The sequence below is a fragment of the Collinsella tanakaei genome (genome assembly GCF_016902615.1).
In the GTDB taxonomy this organism is placed as follows: domain Bacteria; phylum Actinomycetota; class Coriobacteriia; order Coriobacteriales; family Coriobacteriaceae; genus Collinsella; species Collinsella tanakaei_A.
Genome location: NZ_JACJMB010000021.1, coordinates 1 through 19,030, shown reverse-complemented (window position 1 = coordinate 19,030; position 19,030 = coordinate 1). Strand labels below are relative to the sequence as shown.

Here is a 19,030-nt window from a genome sequence, read left to right as displayed (position 1 = left end):
GTCTGTGCGGCGGCCTGCCGCTATCGCCCTCAGACCACGGTCTTGAAGAAGGCGATCTCGAAAAAGGCGCCCGTGACGTTGCCGACGGCATCCGCCACGTTTCCCGCCACGAGGCGGCCGTCCTGAGCGGCGATGAGGCTTCGCGCGAGGGCGAGCCCGATGCCGACGCCGCCCGGATTCGGCTCTCCGGCGCTATTGGAGATCTCCCGGTGCCCCCGGTAGAACCGCTCGAAGATGTGGGGGAGGTCCTCGGGTGCGATGCCGCTTCCGGTGTCGCTCACGCGGATGCGCACAGCGAGCGCGTCCTCGTGTGCGCGGATGCTCACGCAGCCGGCGGCCGGCGTGTGCTCAAGGCAGTTCTTGAGGATGTTGGTGAGCGCCTCGGCCGTCCAGGCGAGGTCGCCGGGAAACGAGCAGCCGTCCTCGACGTCGACGGCGAGCTCCACGTCCGCGAGGTCGAAGGCGATGGCGAGGGGTTCGGCAGCGCGGCGCACGAGCTCGCCGACATCGACGGGCGTGCGCTCGAGCGCGATCGCGCCGGCGTCGATGCGGGCGAGCTTCAGCAGCGCGGTCGTGAGCCACATGACCTGCTCCTGCAACCGCTCGATCGCGCGCAGGCGGCGCATGAGGCCCTCGCGCGCATCCCCGTCGACGCCCTCGAGTGCTGCTGTCTGTTTGCGCGCCAGCTCCGTCATGAGGCGAAGCGAGGTGAGCGGCGTCTTGAGCTGGTGCGAGATATCCGCGAGCGCATCGGCGAGCAAACCGCGTTCGCGCTCGAGCTGCTCCACGCTCACGGAGAGCTTCTGCAGAAGCTTCGCGATCTCGTTTTCCAGGATGGCGAGCTCACCCTCGCGGACGCGCTCGATGCGGATGGGGCGTTCAGCGGACAGGCAGCGGTCGAGCTCGGCGGCGAGCCGGGCGAGCGCGCGGTAGCGTGCGCGGGTGAACAGGGCGACGACGGCACCGAGCACGACGGCGGCGGCAGCGACGCTGAGCGCGGCGGGGTTGCCTGCGGTGAGCTGGGCGGCAATGCAGCAGGCGAGGGCTGCTGCCAGGTAGCAGGCGGCGAAGCGGGCGAGTTCGGGGTTGCGGAGCATACGGCCCCCTTATGCCCGAGCGCGGTAGCCGAGTCCGCGGACCGTTTCGATGATTTGCGGCGACGCGGGGTCGTCTTCGATCTTGTTGCGCAGTCTGCGGATGTAGACCGATAGCGTGTTCTCCTCGATATAGGCGCCCGCCTCGTCCCAAAGGGCGTCGCGCATGGCCTCGCGCGTGATGAGCTTGCCCGGATGGCGCGCGAAGAGCAGAAGCAGGCGGTACTCGAGGGCGGACAGGGCGATCTCGGTGCCATCGCGCTCCACGTGCGCGCTGTCCGGGTCGATGGTGATGGCGCCGAGTCTTAGCAGACGCGAGCGCATCGGGCGGCTCCGGCGGATCGCGGCCTGGATGCGGGCGAGCAGCTCGCGCGGGCGGAAGGGCTTGGCGATGTAGTCGTCGGCGCCCATGGTGAGGCCCGTGACGGTCGAGACCTCGTCGTCTGAGGCGGTGAGGAAGATGACGGGCAGGTCGGGGTGGGTTTGCTTCGCCAAGGCGCACACAGCAAAGCCGCTGCCCTCGGCGAGGCTTACGTCGAGCAGGACCAGCTGGTAGGGCGAAGCGGCAGCACCGCCAAGGAGCTCTGCGGCATCGCGCTGCGTTCGGACGGCGTCCACGGCATAGCCCTCGTCGGCGAGCAGCTCGGTGAGGGTCCCGGTGATGAGCGGGTCGTCTTCGACAAGCAGGATGCGAGCGGACATGGCGGTCCCTTCCGATTTCGGTGGTGCGGGTGACGCCTTCCCATCATAGCGGCGCACGCGGATACGCGACAGGGCGCCTGCGTTTCGCGTGCATGAAAAAGGGAGGCGACGTGCCTCCCTTTTCCCTAGTAATGCGTGATGACGCAGGTTCCCACCGTGATCATGCTCGAGAGCTCCGCGGCCTTCTCGGGCGGCAGGTTCACGCAGCCGTGGCTGCCGGTCCACTCGTAGGCCGTCGGGTTGCCGAAGTTGTCGGGGTCCTGCCAGTCCGCGTCGTGCAGGCCGACGGCGCCGCCCACGAACGGCATCCAGTACTTCACGGGCGTCTTGTAGTCGGGCTCGCCGTCGCCGTCCTCGTCGGCGCCCACGAGCGTCGCCGCGCCGCTGTTGCTGTTCAGGTAATAGATGCCGGTGGGGGTGTAGTTGTTGTCGACGGGGCTTCCGGAGATGCAGCCGGACTGCCACAGCAGGTTGTCGTTCTCGTCGTAGTAGCGCACCCACTGCTCGGTGAGGTCGATGTCGACATAGGCGCCCCAGTCGCGCTGACCCTTGCCCGCATAGCGGTCGCCCGTCTGCTTCGTGGGGACCTGGATGTCGCCCGTCTGCTTCGTGGCGACGGCGTCCTGGATGGTCTGCGCGAGCGCCGCCTCGTCGCTCACCCAGCCGAACGTGCCGCCCGAGACGGTGACCTGCTTGCCGTCGGCGCGCGTGTAGGTGCGCTCCGTGCCCACCGTGTCGAGGGCGTTCACCGCGAGGTCGCGGATCCAGCCGGACAGGCCGTCCGAGTTGAGGACGGGGTTCAGGTTCTCGTCGAACGTGATCCACTGCGTCATGGTCTTGCCGTCGAGCGTGGCGATGGGCGTGTCGCCGTATTTCAGGGTGACGTTCACGCCGATGATCTGGTTGGCGGCGTCGCAGGCCGCCTGCAGCTGCTCGTCGGTGGCGCCGCCCGCGAGCGGCTCGTACATCGAGTCGTCGAGCTCGAGAGCGACCTCGGCATGGCCGACGGCATCCTTGGCGGCGGCGATGACGGCGTCGCGCGACAGGCGCTGGCTCGAGCGGGCCTTCGCGACGGTGAACTGGCCCGATGCCTCGTCGTAGGCGCCGGCGGCGTCGAAGGTGCCGGCGCGGGGTGCGTTGAACTCGTCGATGGCGGCACCGAGGGCGGCCTCGAAGGCGGCCTCGTCATAGGTGACCGCAAAGGAGTCCTGCGCATCGGTGTCATCCGCGCCGTCGGCGGCGCCCGTGAGGTGCGCGATGAGGTGCACCGGCCACAGCAGGGAGTCGTTGGCGGCGAGCACCGCTTCCGCCTCCTCGTCGGCGTCCACGCTGAACGTGCCGGGCTCGGGGGTGTAGCTCCAGGTGAAGCCGAGACCCGATACGTCAAGCGAGTAGGTGCCGACGGACTGCTCGATGCGCTCGGCGGCCGTGGCGGCGTCGGTGAGCGAGACGTCGATACCGGCGATGGTCGTGTTGGGATAGTAGGTGTTGGAGAACGCGACGGCGCCCGCAGCGTAGGCGATGACGAGCGCGCCCGCGACCACGCCGAGGCCGATGGCGACGGCGCGGTGGTGCTTGCGCGGGGCGGCGGGGGCACCGTCCGCCGTGTTGGCTGACGGTCCGGGAGCGCCCGCGGGCATCATCGGGCGGGGCACGTCATCGGTGCGGACCCGTGCGCGGCGGGCCGCCTCGGCCATGGCGGGCATGGCGCGGGTCGGCTGCTGCGTGGCGGATGCGGTGTCGGCGGGCTGCTTGCCGGCCGGCATGGCACGGGTGGGTTGCTGGGTCGCCGGCATGGCGTGCGTGGCCTGGTCGATCGCGGCGGACGGCGCCTGCTGCGGCGCGTTATGCTGACCTGCCGCGGCGTGGCGCGCGCGGTTCGCATCGATCTGGGCGCGCGAGACGGGCGCCAGGTGGTCGGCCCCCTGGGTGCGGTTGGTTCTGCGGTTCGGGAAATGTTCCATAGACGGCGTGGTCCCCCATCGGTATGGCGCGGGGCATGGCCCCGAAAAGTCGTTCGAGCGCCGATTATACCCGCCCGCGCAGACGGGCGCGCCCGTCCGGTGCGGTTCCACAGGGATTTGACCCGATGTTCACCGTTTGTATAGAGAAACCCCCGGGAAGCGACGAGAGAAGGCTTCCCGGGGGCGTCAGTCGGGTGCATCATGGCCGTCTTGGCTGTTTGCAGCCCATGCTGCGCGCGGAGGGGTCTATCCGCAGATGCCGCAGCGCGCGCAGGCGGCGAGGGCCGACGGCGCGGTCGCGATACCGCCCTTGGCCGTCTCGCGCAGGCTCGCGGGCAGCGCATGGCCCACGGAGAGCATGACCTTCGCCATCTCGTCGAACGGCACGAGGCTGTGGACGCCGGAAAGGGCGAGCTGCGCTGCGGAGAACGCGGCGGCGACGCCGATGGCGTTGCGGTTCTGACAGGGCACCTCCACAAGCCCACCGACCGGGTCGCAGACGAGTCCGAGCAGGTTCGAAAGGGCGATCGAGGCGGCGTCGAGCGCGCAGGCGGGGGAGCCGCCGAGCATCTGCACGAGGGCTGCCGCCGCCATGGCGGCGGCGCTGCCGACCTCTGCCTGGCAGCCGCCCTCGGCGCCCGCGACGCAGGCGGAGGTGGACAGGTTGAGGCCGATTGCGGCGGCGCAGAAGAGCGCGTCCATGACCTGGTGGTCGTCGAGCCCCAGGTGCTCGGCCTCGGCGAGCACGCAGCCCGGCACGATGCCCGCCGAGCCAGCGGTCGGGGCGGCAACGATCACGCCCATGGACGCGCTGCGCTCGAGCACCGCCATCGCGCGTGCGACGGCCATGGTCTGCACATCGCCCATGAGGGCGCTCGACAGACGTCCGGCGCCGTTCAGGGCGACGTCGCGCGCCTCGCCGCCGATGAATCCGCCCAGCGAAATCTGCGGGTTGCGGATGGGCGCGGTCGTCTCCTCCCGCATGACGGCGAGCACGCGGCGCATCGAGGCGATGCAGCGGTCCTCACCGACGAGGTGGGCCTCGCGCACGGCCATGACGGCGCCGATGTTCATGCCAAGTCGGTCGCAGGCGTCGAGCAGCTGCTCGCCGTCATCGAACAGCTCGGGCGTGGAGACGCCCGGGGCGAGCGAGGAGGCGGAGCCGGGAAGCTCGATGAAGGTCGCGTTGTCGACGAGGTCGAGCGCGCGGATCGCCGGCAGGACGGAGGCGTCCGGGGCGCTGTCGGTCTCGAACACGGAATAGGCCTGACCGCCCGCCTCGGTGCGATAGGTGCGGCAGAAGGCGATGTTCACGTTGCAGCGGGCGAGCAGCGCCGTGAGCGCGGCGAGCGCGCCCGGGGCGTCGCGGTGGGCGACGAACAGGGTGCAGTAGGCGCCCGAGATGTCGACGCCCACCCCGTTGATGCGCGAGATGCGCATCCGGCCGCCGCCGAGGCTCTCGCCGCGCACGGTCACATGGGAGCCGTCATCAGCCCGCATGTCGATATCGACGGTGTTCGGATGCATGCTCGCATCGTCGCCGCCGATCTCGAAGTTGACGGAGAGGCCCCGCTCGTCGGCGAGTGTAAAGGCGTCGCGGATGCGCTCATCATCGGTGGAAAGCCCGAGGATGCCGGCCACGAGGGCGCGGTCGGTGCCGTGCCCGCGGTAGGTATGCGCGAAGCTGTTCCAGAGGGTGAAGCGGACGCTTCGGACCGTGCCCTCGACGAGTGAGGCCGCGACGCTCGCGCACCGAAGCGCGCCCGCCGTATGCGACGAGGAGGGGCCCACCATGATCGGCCCCAAGATCTCGAATGCCGAAGTCGTTGCCAAGGTTTGCGGTTTTCCTGCCATCAATTGCTCCATCGCGTCTCTACCGATAACACCGCGCGTCGGTCTCTCGCGCGGCACGGCCTATTGTCACCCTTCGCGCCCCTCGCGGGCACGAGAGATTTCCGTTTTGGCCTAAATGGCAGGAAGTCTCCCATAAGGCGCTTGGGGCGCGCTGGCAGATGTCGCGAGCGCAGGCTGCGGCGGGGCGCATGCCATGCGGCCCGCAGCCGCCCACCGCTCCAAAAAAGAACGTGCCGAACGTCCGCTCAGGAGGTCCCTGAGCGAGGCATTCGGCACGTCCTTCATCGTCATCGCCGTGGCTGCGGCGCGTGGGCGCGGGCGACCTCGAACAAGATGATCGCTAGAGCGCCATCGTGCGGGCGCGGTCGATGCGCGCCAGGCAGTCGTCACGGCCGATGAGCTGCATGGTCTCACCGAGCGGCGGGCTCACCATGTTGCCGCACTCGGCCACGCGGATGGCCTGGAACACGATGCGCTTCTTGGCGTCGAGCGCCTCGGGCAGCGGTTCGAGCGCGGCGTCGATGGCCTCGGCGCGCCAGTCGCCCGCAGCCAGGGTGCCGAGCGCCACGCGCGCGGCGTCGAGAATCGTCGCCATGCCCTCCTTGGCGAGGCCTTTCGCAACGGACTTCTCATCGTAGGCGAGCGTGTCGGCCGTGGCGAAGACGGGGGCGGCTACCGCCGCGGCGTCCGCGGGCATCTTCGTGCGCGGGCGCACGATGCTCGCGAGCAGGTTCCACCAAGCGTCGTCGTGCTCGGAGCGTACGGCGGGGATGCCCGCCTCGGCGAGCTGCGGCAGCATGATCTCATCCGTGAACGTCTCGTCGTCCATGCGGTTGATGTACTCGGCGTTCATCCAGTCGAGCTTCTTGGGGTCGAACGTTGCCGGGTTCTTCGAGATGCGCTCGAGCGAGAACTCGCGGGCGAGCACGTCGCGCGGGATGACGGTGGTCTCGCCGTCGAGCGACCAGCCGAGCAGGGCCAGGTAGTTCACGAAGGCGTCGGACAGGTAGCCGGCGTCGCGGTACTCCTCCACGGAGGTTGCGCCGTGGCGCTTCGAGAGCTTCTTGCCGTCGGCGCCGAGAATCATGGAGATGTGCGCGAAGGTGGGCACGGGGGCGCCGAGGGCCTCGTAGACCATGACCTGGCGCGGGGTGTTGGAGAGGTGGTCGTCGCCGCGGATGACGTGGGTGATGCCCATGGCGGCGTCGTCGACGACGGTGGCGAAGTTGTAGGTGGGCGTGCCGTCGGAGCGGAAGATCACGAAGTCGTCGAGTTCCTTGGCATCGAAGACCACCCGACCGTGCACGGCGTCGTCGATCACGACGTCGCCGCGGTCCTCGGGCACCTTGATGCGCAGGGTGTAGGGCTCGCCGGCGTCCATGCGCGCACGGGCCTCAGCCGGGTCGATGTCGCGGCAGCGGCGCTGATAGCCCTGGAAGGGGTCCTTGCGGGCGCGGGCCGCCTCGCGGTCGGCCTCGAGCTGCTCGGGCGTGCAGAAGCAGGGGTAGGCGCGGCCCTCGTCGAGCAGGCGCTCGGCGGCCTCGCGGTAGAGGTCGAGTCGCTCGGTCTGGGCATAGGGGCCGAAGTCGCCGCCGACCTCGGGGCCCTCGTCCCAGTCGAGGCCGAGCCAGCGCATGGCGCGCAGGATGATCTGCGTGTTCTCGGCCGTGGAGCGGGTCGGGTCGGTGTCGTCGATGCGCAGGATGAACGTGCCGCCGTTGGCGCGGGCGAAGGCCCAGTTGTAGATGGCGGTGCGGGCGCCGCCGATGTGCAGCTTGCCGGTGGGCGAGGGCGCGAAGCGCACGCGGACGTTTGAGCTCATGGATGCTCCTCATGGGGTTCGGTTGCAGTCAATCCCAAGCATTATATGGCAGCCGTCCCGCATCCGCGGCGTCCGTGCGGATTTGCGGGATATGAGCAAATCTGCCGCGATGCGCCCGCCGGGCCTCAGCGAGGTGCGCCGATCGCCACCAGTTCGATACAATGATGGTTTATCCGCCCGCTTCCGGGTAGGAATGACAGGTACGCTATGGAAAGGCGGCGCTCCTATGGAACACGAACGGCAGGCGCGCATCGTCGCGGTCGACGCGGGGTACACGGCGCGCGGTCATCGCTCGTTCGAGTTCGCGTCGCTCGAGGTGCCCGCGGGGACGCTCTGCGCTCTTCTGAGTGAAGACGCCGAGCCCGCACGCGACCTCGCGCTCGCGATCGGCGGGCATCTGGTGCCCACATCCGGCTCGCTTGTCATCGACGGGGTCGATATCACCGGCGGCGGCAGGCTTTCGCGCGGGGTGTGCGGCATCGGCATCTTCTCGGAGTTCTATCCGGTCGATTTGAAGCTCACGGTCGACGAGCTGGTCTCGCGCGAGATGCGCCTGCGCCTGGGCGCGCATGGGGCGCCCGATGTCCTCGAGTACCTTGCCTGCTTCGGCGTGGCGACGCGCGCGGAGCAGCGCGCCGACGACATAGACGCCGCCTCCCGCGCGCGGCTTTCGGGGGCGCTTGCCTGCGCGGGCGAGGTGCGCGTCGCCGCGCTCGACATTTCGGATGCGTGCCTGCGCGGGCTGTCCGCCGCCGATGCCTGCGAGGTCATGGCGGCCATCGCGAGCTTTTCGCACAAGAGCGGCTGCACGGTCGCCGTGGCGACGAGCGACCCTGTGGTCGCCGCCGCGGCCGATATGGCGTTCCCTCTCGATATCCCGTCCGCCGAGGCGCTCGAGGGCCTGCGGGCCCATCGTTAACGTAAGGGAGGTCGATGCCGCATGTCCGGCATCTTCGAATCGATCCGACTCGCCGTCGTCTCGGCGCTCCGCTCGCGTCGCGCCGTGATCGCAGCCGTCGCGCTCGTCGTGCCGATCGCGCTCGCGGCCGTGCTCGTGTGGGGGCTCGCGCCGGCGCTTTCCGGTGCGGGCGCGGTCCCCGTGGCCGTCGTCAACCTCGATGAGGGCGGCTCCATCCACGCGGGCGAGGACCTCGTGGACTCGCTCGGCGACACCACCGACCTTATCTGGACCGAGGTCGATGAGGACGAGGCGACCTCCGGTCTCGAGCGGGGGACGTACGCGCTGGTCGTGAAGATCCCCGAGAACTACTCCGCCAGCGTCGAGAGCGTGTCCGGCGACGACCCGCAGCAGGCGACGGTCGAGATCATCTCGAACGGCGGCGAGAACGCGCTCGCCACCAGCGCGGGCTCGGCCGTGCTGAAGCAGGTGCAGAGCCGCCTGCGCGCGGATCTGGGTCAGGACTACCTCGTGTCGGTTCTCTCCGATGTGCAGCAGGAGGCGTCGCGCCTGACGCTCACCGCCGACGGCTCGACGATGCTCGATGCCGGTTTCGACGGTATCGTCGAGGGGGCGGGCGCCATCTCCCAAGGACTCAGCACCACCGCGAGCGGGGCCGAGCAGCTCGGAAGCGGTCTTGACCAGATCGCCCAGGGCGTCGAGGCGGCGGGCTCGGGCGCCGCGGCGCTCGGCCAGGGCCTGACGGCGATCCGCGACCAGGCGGCGGCCCCGCTCGCCGCCGGCGCGGACGCGCTGCTCTCCGGCCTCGACACGATCTCCAGCACGGCGCAGTCCCTGGGTTCGGGCGTCGAGCAGGTCGGCGGCGCGCTGTCGGGCGTCGCGGACGCGCTCGGCCAGAACATGGATGATGTCGCCGCGCTCGGGACGGCCGCCGGCCAGATCGGCCAACAGGGCGAGGCTCTCTCGCAGGCGCTCTCCAGCGTGACGGAGCCCATGGGGGAGGTCGCCACGGCAGCCGCCACCGTCTCCGGCGGGGTGACGGCCGCGAGCGAGGGCGCGAAGGCCGCCTCCGACGCGGCCGCTGCGCTCGCAGGAGAGCTCTCCTGTGAGGATGAGCAGGCGCCTGGTATCGTCGAGCAGGCGAAGGCGCTCGATGCAGCCGAGGACGAGCTGGTCGCGCAGCTGCGCGAGGTCGCCTCCGACGCCGAGCTTTCCGCAGAGGACCGCGCGGCGCGCGTGGAGGAAATCGACGACCAGCTGACCGAGCTCGCTTCCGAGCGCGATGCGTTGGGTGAGCGCCTCCAGGCGGCGTCCGATACCGCGACGGGCCTCGTCGCGACCGCCGGGTCCTCCGTGGAGGCGCTCGACGGCGCCGTCGCTGCCAACGAGGACCTCGTGGCGGCCACGCAGCGCTTCGGCGAAGCGACCGCGGGCGTGAGCGAGCCGGTCGAGGGGCTCGTGAGAGCGGCGACCTCCGCTGCGACCTCGGCTGGCTCGCTTGCGCGCGGCGTCGCGACGGCGCAGGCGACGCTTGCCGGCGTCGGCGAGGCGGGCACCGCGGGGTACACCCCCGGTCTTGCCGACACGGTGACCACGCTCGGCCGGGGCGTCTCGTCGCTCGCCGGGCAGCTCTCCTCAACCGGCGCCGTGGGTTCGGGCGTGTCCGCGCTGGCGACGGGCGCCTCGGCGCTCGGTGAGGCGCTGACGCCCATGGCCGAGGCGACCGGCCAGCTGGCCTCGGGCAACGCGGCGCTCGCGGAAGCGCTCTCGGGCGTGGCCGGCGGCGCGTCCGGCCTGGGCGAGGGCATCGCGGCCATGGCGACGGCGACCGATCAGCTCGCCGATGGCGCCGGGCAGCTCGGGGATGCCACGGCCCAGATCGCCGACAGCATGGCCGAGGCGGGCGATACCCTGTCCGACGTTTCCCGCGACCGTTCGGAGCGCGCCGAGGTCGCCGCCCGCTCCGTCGCCTTCACGACGACGCGCGTGGCGCCGGTGAGCTCGGCGACCCAGGTCGCGCCGGCAATCCTCGTGTCCGCGCTGTGGCTCGGCAGCATCCTCGCCTGCGCGATCATGCCCGTGCTCGACATGCGCGTCGTCGCGGCGGGGCGCTACGGGCAGGCGGTGCTCGCGCCCCTGGTGTCGCTTGGCGTTTTCAGCATCGTGCAGGCGGCGCTCGGCATGGTCGTGCTGATGCTTGCCGGCGTCTCGGTCGGAAACCTTGCGGCCACGGCCGTGCTGCTCATCGTGTGCGCGCTCGCCTTCGCCATGATCGCGCAGGCGCTCAGGATCTGGTTCGGGCGCGCGGCGACGCCGGTGGCCCTGGGCCTGCTCGCGCTGCAGCTCGCGTGCGCGAACAGCGTCGTTCCCGCCTCGCTTTCGGCGGGCCCGCTCCAGATGCTGGGGGACGCGCTCCCGGTGCCCGTCCTCGTCGACGCCCTGCGCCGGGCGCTTGCCGGCGTCACCGCGGGGGTCGGCACGGCGCTTGTCGTGCTCGCCGTCTTCGCGCTCATCGCCCTGTGCTGCTCGGGGCTGCGCGCGCGCCGGCGCTCGCTTGTGCGCATCTGACGGCGCGCCCGCATGCGCATCGGGGGTATGGTACGGGGGTTCCGATCGGGACCCCCGTCTTTTTCTCCGCGCGCGTCCGCCGGCTCCTTCATGCATGGCGCTTCTGAGGTCATGGGCGGCGCAGGCGCAAATATGATGCGCACGGTATACAATGGCCTGTGCTTTTGAGGCCCGGCGGAATGGTAACGGTCGCCGGGCGGAGTGTTGAAAGGGGCGTTATGCCAGATCAGATTCGTTCCACCCAGGAACCCCGCACCTATGTGTTCACGTCCGAATCCGTGACCGAGGGGCATCCCGACAAGATCGCCGACCAGATCTCCGACGCCGTGCTCGACGCCATCCTCGCCAAGGAGGCTAAGCTCGAGGCACAGGGCTATGTGGACCACAAGGGCGTGCCGGCACTCCTCGAGAACGTCCGCTGCGCATGCGAGACGCTCGTCACCACCGGCTCGGTCATCGTGTCCGGCGAGATCCGCTGCCAAGCCTACGTCGACGTGCAGAAGATCGCCCGCCGCGTCATCGAGCGCATCGGCTACACGCGCGCGAAGTTCGGCTTCGACTCCGAGACCTGCGGCGTCATCAATATGATTCACGAGCAGAGCCCCGACATCGCCCAGGGCGTCGACCAGAGCTTCGATGCTCAGCACGGCGCCGCAGACCCGCTCGACCTCATCGGCGCGGGCGACCAGGGCATGATGTTCGGCTACGCGTCGAACGAGACCTCGACCCTCATGCCCATGCCCCATTATCTGGCGAGCCGCCTGGCCGAGAAGCTCGCCGCGGTGCGCCATGACGGGACGCTGCCGTATCTGCGCCCGGACGGCAAGACGCAGGTGACCGTGCGCTACGAGGACGACCGTCCCGTGGCGGTGGAGACCGTCGTCATCTCCACCCAGCACGCGCCGGAGATCGAGAGCATGGACCACATCAGCGCCGACCTCATCGAGCACGTCATCGCACCCGTCATGGAGGCAGAGGGCATCGCGTGGCGCGACGCGACCATCTACGTGAACCCCACCGGCCGCTTCGTCGTGGGCGGCCCCATGGGCGACACCGGCCTTACCGGCCGCAAGATCATCGTCGACACCTATGGCGGCATGGGCCGTCACGGCGGCGGCGCGTTCTCCGGCAAGGATTGCACGAAGGTCGACCGCTCGGCTGCCTACGCGGCGCGCTGGGTGGCGAAAAACGTCGTCGCGGCAGGGCTCGCCGACCGCTGCGAGGTCCAGCTCGCCTATGCCATCGGCGTGGCGCACCCGCTGTCGCTCATGGTCGAGACGTTCGGCACCGAGCATGTGCCCGTGGCCGACATCGAGCGCGCGATCGAGCAGGTGTTCGACCTGCGCCCGGGCGCGATCATCCGCGACCTCGACCTGCGCCGCCCCATATTCGAGAAGACGGCCGCCTATGGTCACTTCGGCCGCGAGGATCCCGACTTCACCTGGGAGCGCTGCGACCGCGTGGAGGAGCTGCGCGCTGCCTGCGGCAGGTAGGGCGCCCACGCTATGTTTGCCAGCCGGGGCCGGCTTCGCTGCGCGCGGGGCCGGCCCCTTCCCGTTGGTGCCCGGGCGCGCTTCGACGCGCATCTGTCTGCTCGCCGGTGTATGATGCGCAGGGCGTAGGAGCATCGCGCGTCTCGAGGATTTGAGGGGGATGATCGATGATGGACGGACGGACTGAAAGCCTTTTTGCCGCGGACGGCGCTGCGCCTGCCGCCTATGCGTCCGTGGTCGTCGACATTCCCGCCCGCGCCCTCTCCGACCCGTTCGCCTACGAGGTCGCCCCCGCCCTTGCGGGCGATATCGCCGTCGGGTGCGCGGTGCTCGTGGCGTTCGGGCATCGCCCCGCGATCGGTTACGTCGTGGCGCTCGCGGACAGCATTGACGAGCTGCCCGGGGCAGAGGGGCTTGCCGGCAAGCGGATCCGCGCGATCGACGCGGTGCTGACCGAGCCGGTGTGCTCCGCGTATGCCGGGGCCGTGGCCTATTGGATGAGCCGCGAGTACGTGGCGCCGCTCGCCGAGTGCCTGCGCCTCTTTCTGCCGCCCGGCGGCACGCCGCGCCTGCGCCATGCCGCAGACGGAAGCTACGAGCTTGAGCCCCCTGCCGTTCCGGAGGTGCGCGAGCGCGTCGTGTCGCTCACGCCGGCGGCCGCCGATTACCTGCCGCCGGCGCGCGCGGTGCGGCAGCGGCAGCTCATGGAGGCGCTCGCCTGCGGTCCGGTGACGACGCGCGAGCTGAACCTGCTGTATACCGATCTGTCGGCAGCCATCCGCGCCCTCGAGAAGAGAGGCGTCGTCGAGGTGCGCGAGCGCAGGGCCTGGCGCGGCATCGACGACCAGACGACGCTCTCCTCGGCTCGCTCGAGCGCCCCGGCGGCGCTCACGGCCGGTCAGAGCGCGGCGCTGGGCGAGATCGAGCGCGCCGTGGACGACGGGGCGGACGATGTCATCCTCGTCGACGGCGTCACCGGGTCGGGCAAGACCGAGGTCTACCTCGCCGCCATCGAGCACGTGCTCGCCGCGGGGAGGACCGCGATCGTGCTCGTGCCGGAGATCTCGCTCACGGCGCAGACGGTCGGGCGCTTCCGCTCGCGGTTCGGCGGCGCGGTCGCGGTGTTCCACTCGCGGCTGTCGGCCGGCGAGCGGCTCGACCAATGGGATATGGTGCGCACCGGCGCGGCACGCGTCGTCGTGGGGGCGCGCTCGGCGCTGTTCTGCCCGCTGTCCGACCTCGGCCTCATTGTGATCGACGAGGAGCACGAGCAGTCTTACAAGCAGGGGTCGAGCCCGCGCTACCACGCGCGCGAGGTCGCCGCGCAGATGGCGCACCTGGGCGGGTTCCCCTTGGTGCTGGGGTCTGCCACGCCCTCTGCCGAGGCGCTTCACCGCTGCCGGGTGGGGGAGTACCTCGGGCAGCGCTGGTGTCGCGTGGAGATGCCCGAGCGCGCCGGAGCCGGAAGGCTGCCCGATGTCATCGTGGCCGACCTGCGTCGCGAGTTCGCCGGAGGTGCGCGCTCGATCTTCTCGCGGCCGCTGCGCGAGGCGCTGCTCGAGGTCGCCGAGCGCCGCGAGAAGGCCGTGCTTCTGCACAATCGCCGCGGATTCGCCCCGTTCCTCATGTGCCGCGACTGCGGATGCGTGCCCACCTGCAAGCACTGCTCGACGGCGCTCACCTACCACGAGCGGACGCATACCCTCGAGTGCCACACCTGCGGCGCCACCTACCGCGTGCAGCCCTATCCCGCACCCGGTAGCGCCTGCCCCAAATGCGGCAGCCGCTACCTCGCGAAGATGGGCATGGGGACCCAGCAGGTAGAGGATGCCCTGATCGAGCTCATGCCGCCCGAGGCCAAGGTCATCCGCATGGACGCCGACTCAACCCGCGGCAAGGACGCGCACAAACGGCTGCTCGAGGAGTTCGATGCGGCCGAGAGCGCGGTGCTGCTCGGCACGCAGATGATCGCCAAGGGACTCGATTTCCCTGAGGTCACGCTCGTCGGCGTCGTCATCGCGGACTACGCGCTCAAGATGCCGGACTTCCGCGCCTCCGAGCGGGCCTTCGACCTGCTCGAGCAGGTGGCGGGGCGCGCGGGCCGCGGCGAGCGCGCGGGCAAGGTCATCATCCAGACCTACCTGCCCGACGACCCGGTGATCCGCGCCGTCGCCGCGCACGACCGCGCCATCTTCACCTCCCATGACGACGCCGAGCGCGCTGAGGCCCTCTATCCTCCCTATGTGCGGCTGACGAACGTCGTCGTACGCGGTCGGGACGATGCGCGCGTGCGCGCCTACATCGGTGCGGTGGCGCGTGCCGTCATGGATGAGGCCGATGCGCTGGGTGCCGGTGCGGGTACAGGTGAGGAGCCCGTGCGCCTGCTCGGGCCCACGAGCTGCGTCATCGAGCGCGCCAAGGACCAGTACCGCCATCACTTCATCATCAAGAGCGCCCCGGGGCTCGACATCTCGGGGGCGCTCTTCCGCGCCGTCGAGCGGGTGGGGGCCAAGCCGGGCGTGAAGCTGAGCGTGGACGTGGACGCCTACGACTTGATGTAGCGCGCCAGGCTTCGGCAGGTTCGGTGATGCCGGCGCTGGGACGCATCCGAGCACGACGCCTGCGTCGGATACGGGTAAGATAGACCCGTATGACATCAATTCTGAGAAGGAGCCATAACCCATGGAGATCAACGGCATCGTCGTGTCGCCCGACCCGCGCCTGCGCCAGGAGTGCGCCGAGATCGAGGAGATCGACGGCAATATCGAGCGCCTCGCAGAGCAGATGAAGCGCCAGATGTTCGAAAACGGCGGGTGCGGACTGGCGGCCCCGCAGGTCGGCGAGCTCATCCAGCTCGTCGTCATCGATACCGAGTACACCTCGGAGAAGGATTACGACCCCTACGTCCTCATCAACCCGCGCATCGTAGAGACCTCCGACACGACGCGCCCGTTTTCCGAGGGCTGCCTGTCCATCCCGGGCATCAACGTCGAGATCGCGCGTCCCGACCGCGTGGTCGTCGAGGCTTACGACCTGAACGCGGACCTCATTCGCTACGAGGCGGAGGGCGACCTCATGTGCGTATGCCTGCAGCACGAGATCGACCACCTGCACGGCATCACGATGTTCGAGCGGCTCGCTCCCGGTAAGCGCATGGCCGCGATGCACGACTACCAGGAGGCCCTCGCCCATGGCGCCAAGCCGGGCGAGACGTCCTAGTGATGCGCGCGCAGCGCCCCGTTCGGGGCGCTGCGGCCCTGAGGTGGGAGGATGTTCCCGAGTCGTCGAAAGGAGGCGCGCATGCGCGTCGTGTTTATGGGAACCCCGTCGTTTTCGGTCCCGTCGCTGCGTCATCTCGCCGCCGCCCATGAGGTGGCGCTCGTCCTCACGCGCCCCGATGCCGTGCGCAGCCGCGGCAAGAAGCTCGAGCCCTCGCCGGTGAAGACGGCCGCCCTCGAGCTCGGGTTACCCGTCGTGGAGGCGAAGCGCATGACGCCGGAGGTGCTCGAGGCGCTGCGAGCCGCGAAGGCCGATGTCTTCTGCGTCGCCGCTTACGGCTGCATCCTGCCCGATGAAGTGCTTACCATGGCGCCGCTCGGCTGCGTGAACGTGCACGCGTCGCTTTTGCCGCGTTGGCGCGGCGCGGCGCCGATCCAGCGCTCGATCCTTGCGGGCGACGAGTGCACCGGCGTCTCCATCATGCGCATCGGGCACGGGGTGGATACCGGGGCGTATTGCGCGCAGGCGAGCTGCACGGTCGCGGGCAAGACCGCCGACGAGCTGACCTGCGAGCTCGGGGAGCTGGGCGGCAAGCTTCTGACAGATACCCTTCCCGCCATCGCCGACGGCTCTGCGACCTGGACCGAGCAGGACGAGAGCCTCGTGACCCATGCGCCCAAGATCGAGAAGGCCGAGCTCATGCTCGACCCGGCAGCGACGGTCGTCGATAACGCCCGGCGCATCCTCGCCTCCTCCGATGCGGCGCCGGCGCGCTGCGTCGTCTGTGGCAAGGCGCTTCGCGTGCTCGCGGCTGCGCCCGCTGGGGGCGTGACGGCACCTGCGGCCGGCAGGTTCGCCAAGACGGGCAAGCGCGTGCTGCTCGGCTGCGCGGATGGCGCGCTCGAGCTTGTGAGCGTGAAGCCCGACGGCAAGCGCGCCATGGATGCGAGCGCGTGGGCCGCTGGTCTGCGCGAGGCCGACGGGCTGTGGGAGAAGCTCTCGTGAGCAAGCTTTCGCCTGCACGTCGGGCGGCGTTGGAGGCGCTCGTTGCCGCCGACCGCGACGGCGCCTACGTGCGCGAGGTGCTGAGGGATGCGGCGCGCATGCGCGCACTCGACGCGCGCGACCGCGGGCTCGCCCTGCGGCTCGCCTTGGGCGCCACGGCGGCATCGGGCACCCTTGACGAGGCGCTCGATCGCTATCTGTCCCGCCCGAAGAGGGTGGCGCCCCGCGTGCGCTGGGCGCTTCGCATCGCCGCCTTCGAGCTGCTGTATCTCGGCACCTCGCCGGAGGTTGCGGTGAGTCAGGGCGTGGAGCTCGTGCGCTCCTGCGCGCGCAGCGCGAGCGGTCTGGCGAACGCGGTGCTGCGGCGCGTCGCGGACGGGCGCGCCTCGTTTCTCGCGGCGGATGACGTCGATGCGTCTCTGCTTGATGAGGTCCGCCTCGCTCGCAGGGGCGGTCTGCCCCAGTGGCTGGTGCATGCCGTGCGCGAGGCGAGCGGGGATGCGGCCGCATCAGGGCTGGTTGCATGCGAGTTCGAGCCCGCGCCCATCGCCGTGTGCCTGAATCCCCGCGTCGAGGAGATCGCGGGCATAGGCGGGCACGCGGTGGATGGTATTCCCGGCTGTGTTGCCGACGTGGACGGTCCCGCGCTGCTGGCGTCGGGGGCCCTGGCGCACGGAGACGCCGTCGTGTCGGATGTGAGCGCGCAGCGCGTGGCAGCCGCTGCCGTCCGTCCGGGAAGCTGCCTTGAGATCGGTGCCGGACGCGGTACGAAGACGTTTATGATCGCTGCCGGCGCGGTGCGTGCGAACCTTACCCGTGAGCACGTGGCCGTCGAGCTCAGCGCCGGCAAGTGCGCCGCCAACCGCGCGCGCCTGGAGGCGGCCGGGCTTGCCGCGGGTGTGCGCATCGTGGCAGGCGACGGCTGCGAGCTCGAGAGCGTTTTGGCACCGCTCGACGCGGAGGCGGGGGAGTGCCGTCGCTTCGATACGGTGCTTATCGATGCGCCCTGCTCGGGCACGGGTACGATGCGTCGGCATCCGGAGATCCCCTGGCGGCTCGAGGCGGACGATGCCCTGCGAGTGCTGCCCGAGCTGCAGGTGAGCCTGCTGGCTGCGGCGGCGAACCGCGTCGCGGCGGGCGGTGTGCTCATATACGCCACCTGCTCGGTGCTCGCTTCTGAAAACGAGCGGGTCATCGAGGCGTTTCTCGCAACGGACGCGGGCAGGCGCTTTTCTGCCGTCGAGTCGGCGTGCCAGACGATGCCCGCACCGGGTGCCTACGACGGCCACTTCATGGCGATCATGCAGGCCGGCGCGTAAGGTTTCTAAGTATCGGGGACGGGTGTCCTCTGGGGGGACGGGGTGGTACCGTCAAGATTCTTGCGCACTTTCCGACAGCCCCTAGGCCCGCCGTCCGGTGCGGTTACTCGTCCAGCAGCGTCACGTCCAGGTAGCGGCGGGAGCCCCACTCGCTCTCGGCGACGTACTTGAGCCTGGCGGTCACGAGCATAAGGGCGGACCTCCCGTCGGGGAAGGTGCCCACCACGCGGGTGCGCCTGCGAATCTCCCGGTTGAGGCGCTCTATGGCGTTGTTGGTGCGTATGCGCCGCCAGTGCTCACGCGGGAAGCGCGTGTAGGTCAGGGTCTCCGCGTACCCCTCGCGGACGACCTTGGCGGCCTCCCCGAGCTTTGACGCCTCCAGCTCGGACGCGACCTCGAGCGCCTTGGCCTCGGCCGCCTCGCGCGACTCCATGGCGTGGACGGCCTTCAGCATCGCGGCGACCCTCGGCCGCTTGGACTTGGGCACCCTGGCCAGCACGTTGCGGTAGAAGTGGACCGTGCAGCGCTGGTAGGCGGCCCCCGGGAACACCTCGGCGATCGAGCCGACCATGCCGGCCGCCTTGTCGCCGGTGAACATCCTCACGCCGCGCAGGCCTCGGGACTTCAGCCACGAGAGGAACTCCCGCCAGCACTCGGTCGACTCCGTGAATCCCTCGGCCGCGCCGATGACCTCGCGGTAGCCGTCGTCGTTGACGCCTATGGCCACCATCACGGCCACGTTCTCGTAGGAGCCACCCCACGACCTTTTGAGGTAGATGCCGTCGACGTAGACGTAGGGGTACGCCCGGTCGAGCGGGCGGTTGCGCCACTCCTCGACGGACGCGAACGCCCTCTCGTTCAGCTTGGAGACGGTTGACGCCGACACGGACGATCCCCACAGGATCTCGGAGACGTCCTCGATCCTGCGCGTCGAGACGCCCGCGAGGTACATCTCGATCATCGCCTCCTCGACCGAGGTCTCGCGGCGGCGGTAGCGCTCGATGATGGCCGTCGTGAACCTCATGCCCTTGAGCTTGGGCATGCGGATCGTCACCTCGCCGGACGACGTGG

The 19,030-nt window shown here is 70.1% G+C and carries 13 protein-coding genes; 7 read left to right on the top strand and 6 right to left on the bottom strand.

What is annotated here, in order from left to right; genetic code table 11:
• Nucleotides 1–29: 29 nt before the first annotated feature.
• From H6A21_RS07625 to gltX, 5 genes are all read right to left on the bottom strand, one after another.
• Nucleotides 30–1,097, bottom strand: a complete 1,068-nt coding sequence (locus tag H6A21_RS07625) for a sensor histidine kinase (protein ID WP_204562159.1) — start codon at nucleotides 1,095–1,097, stop codon at nucleotides 30–32.
• 9 nt (nucleotides 1,098–1,106) lie between these two features.
• Nucleotides 1,107–1,796, bottom strand: a complete 690-nt coding sequence (locus H6A21_RS07620) for a response regulator transcription factor (RefSeq protein WP_204562158.1) — start codon at nucleotides 1,794–1,796, stop codon at nucleotides 1,107–1,109.
• A 125-nt stretch (nucleotides 1,797–1,921) separates the two neighbouring features.
• A complete protein-coding gene (locus tag H6A21_RS07615; protein WP_204562157.1) occupies nucleotides 1,922–3,760 on the bottom strand; it encodes a L,D-transpeptidase in 1,839 nt (612 codons plus the stop codon).
• Between the two features lie 246 nt (nucleotides 3,761–4,006).
• The gene (gene sdaAA, locus H6A21_RS07610; protein WP_204562156.1) at nucleotides 4,007–5,614 is read right to left on the bottom strand and encodes an L-serine ammonia-lyase, iron-sulfur-dependent, subunit alpha; all 1,608 of its coding nucleotides are present in this window, start codon (nucleotides 5,612–5,614) and stop codon (nucleotides 4,007–4,009) included.
• Between the two features lie 340 nt (nucleotides 5,615–5,954).
• Nucleotides 5,955–7,436: a glutamate--tRNA ligase gene (gltX, locus tag H6A21_RS07605; protein ID WP_204562155.1), complete on the bottom strand. Its 1,482-nt coding sequence runs from the start codon at nucleotides 7,434–7,436 to the stop codon at nucleotides 5,955–5,957.
• Between the two features lie 226 nt (nucleotides 7,437–7,662).
• Between gltX and H6A21_RS07600 the strand changes: the two genes are divergently transcribed.
• From H6A21_RS07600 to H6A21_RS07570, 7 genes are all read left to right on the top strand, one after another.
• Nucleotides 7,663–8,355 (top strand): hypothetical protein, encoded by a 693-nt coding sequence (locus H6A21_RS07600; protein WP_204562154.1) that lies wholly within the window; start codon nucleotides 7,663–7,665, stop codon nucleotides 8,353–8,355.
• 21 nt (nucleotides 8,356–8,376) lie between these two features.
• Complete coding sequence (locus tag H6A21_RS07595) at nucleotides 8,377–10,923, top strand: YhgE/Pip domain-containing protein (protein ID WP_204562153.1); 2,547 nt, start codon at nucleotides 8,377–8,379, stop codon at nucleotides 10,921–10,923.
• A gap of 218 nt (nucleotides 10,924–11,141) precedes the next feature.
• The gene (gene metK / locus H6A21_RS07590) at nucleotides 11,142–12,416 is read left to right on the top strand and encodes a methionine adenosyltransferase (RefSeq protein ID WP_204562152.1); all 1,275 of its coding nucleotides are present in this window, start codon (nucleotides 11,142–11,144) and stop codon (nucleotides 12,414–12,416) included.
• Between the two features lie 167 nt (nucleotides 12,417–12,583).
• A complete protein-coding gene (priA, locus tag H6A21_RS07585) occupies nucleotides 12,584–14,977 on the top strand; it encodes a replication restart helicase PriA (RefSeq protein WP_204562151.1) in 2,394 nt (797 codons plus the stop codon).
• Between the two features lie 121 nt (nucleotides 14,978–15,098).
• Entirely contained in the window at nucleotides 15,099–15,635 is a 537-nt protein-coding gene (gene def / locus H6A21_RS07580) for a peptide deformylase (RefSeq protein ID WP_204562150.1), read from the top strand.
• An 81-nt stretch (nucleotides 15,636–15,716) separates the two neighbouring features.
• The gene (fmt, locus tag H6A21_RS07575) at nucleotides 15,717–16,640 is read left to right on the top strand and encodes a methionyl-tRNA formyltransferase (protein ID WP_204562149.1); all 924 of its coding nucleotides are present in this window, start codon (nucleotides 15,717–15,719) and stop codon (nucleotides 16,638–16,640) included.
• On the top strand, nucleotides 16,637–17,959 hold the full coding sequence (locus H6A21_RS07570) for a transcription antitermination factor NusB (RefSeq protein WP_342636083.1): 1,323 nt from the start codon (nucleotides 16,637–16,639) through the stop codon (nucleotides 17,957–17,959). Before fmt ends, H6A21_RS07570 begins: the two co-directional genes overlap by 4 nt.
• A gap of 103 nt (nucleotides 17,960–18,062) precedes the next feature.
• Here H6A21_RS07570 and H6A21_RS07565 read toward each other — a convergent pair.
• A partial coding sequence (locus tag H6A21_RS07565; RefSeq protein WP_204562147.1) for an IS256 family transposase occupies nucleotides 18,063–19,030 on the bottom strand: 968 nt, incomplete at its 5' end.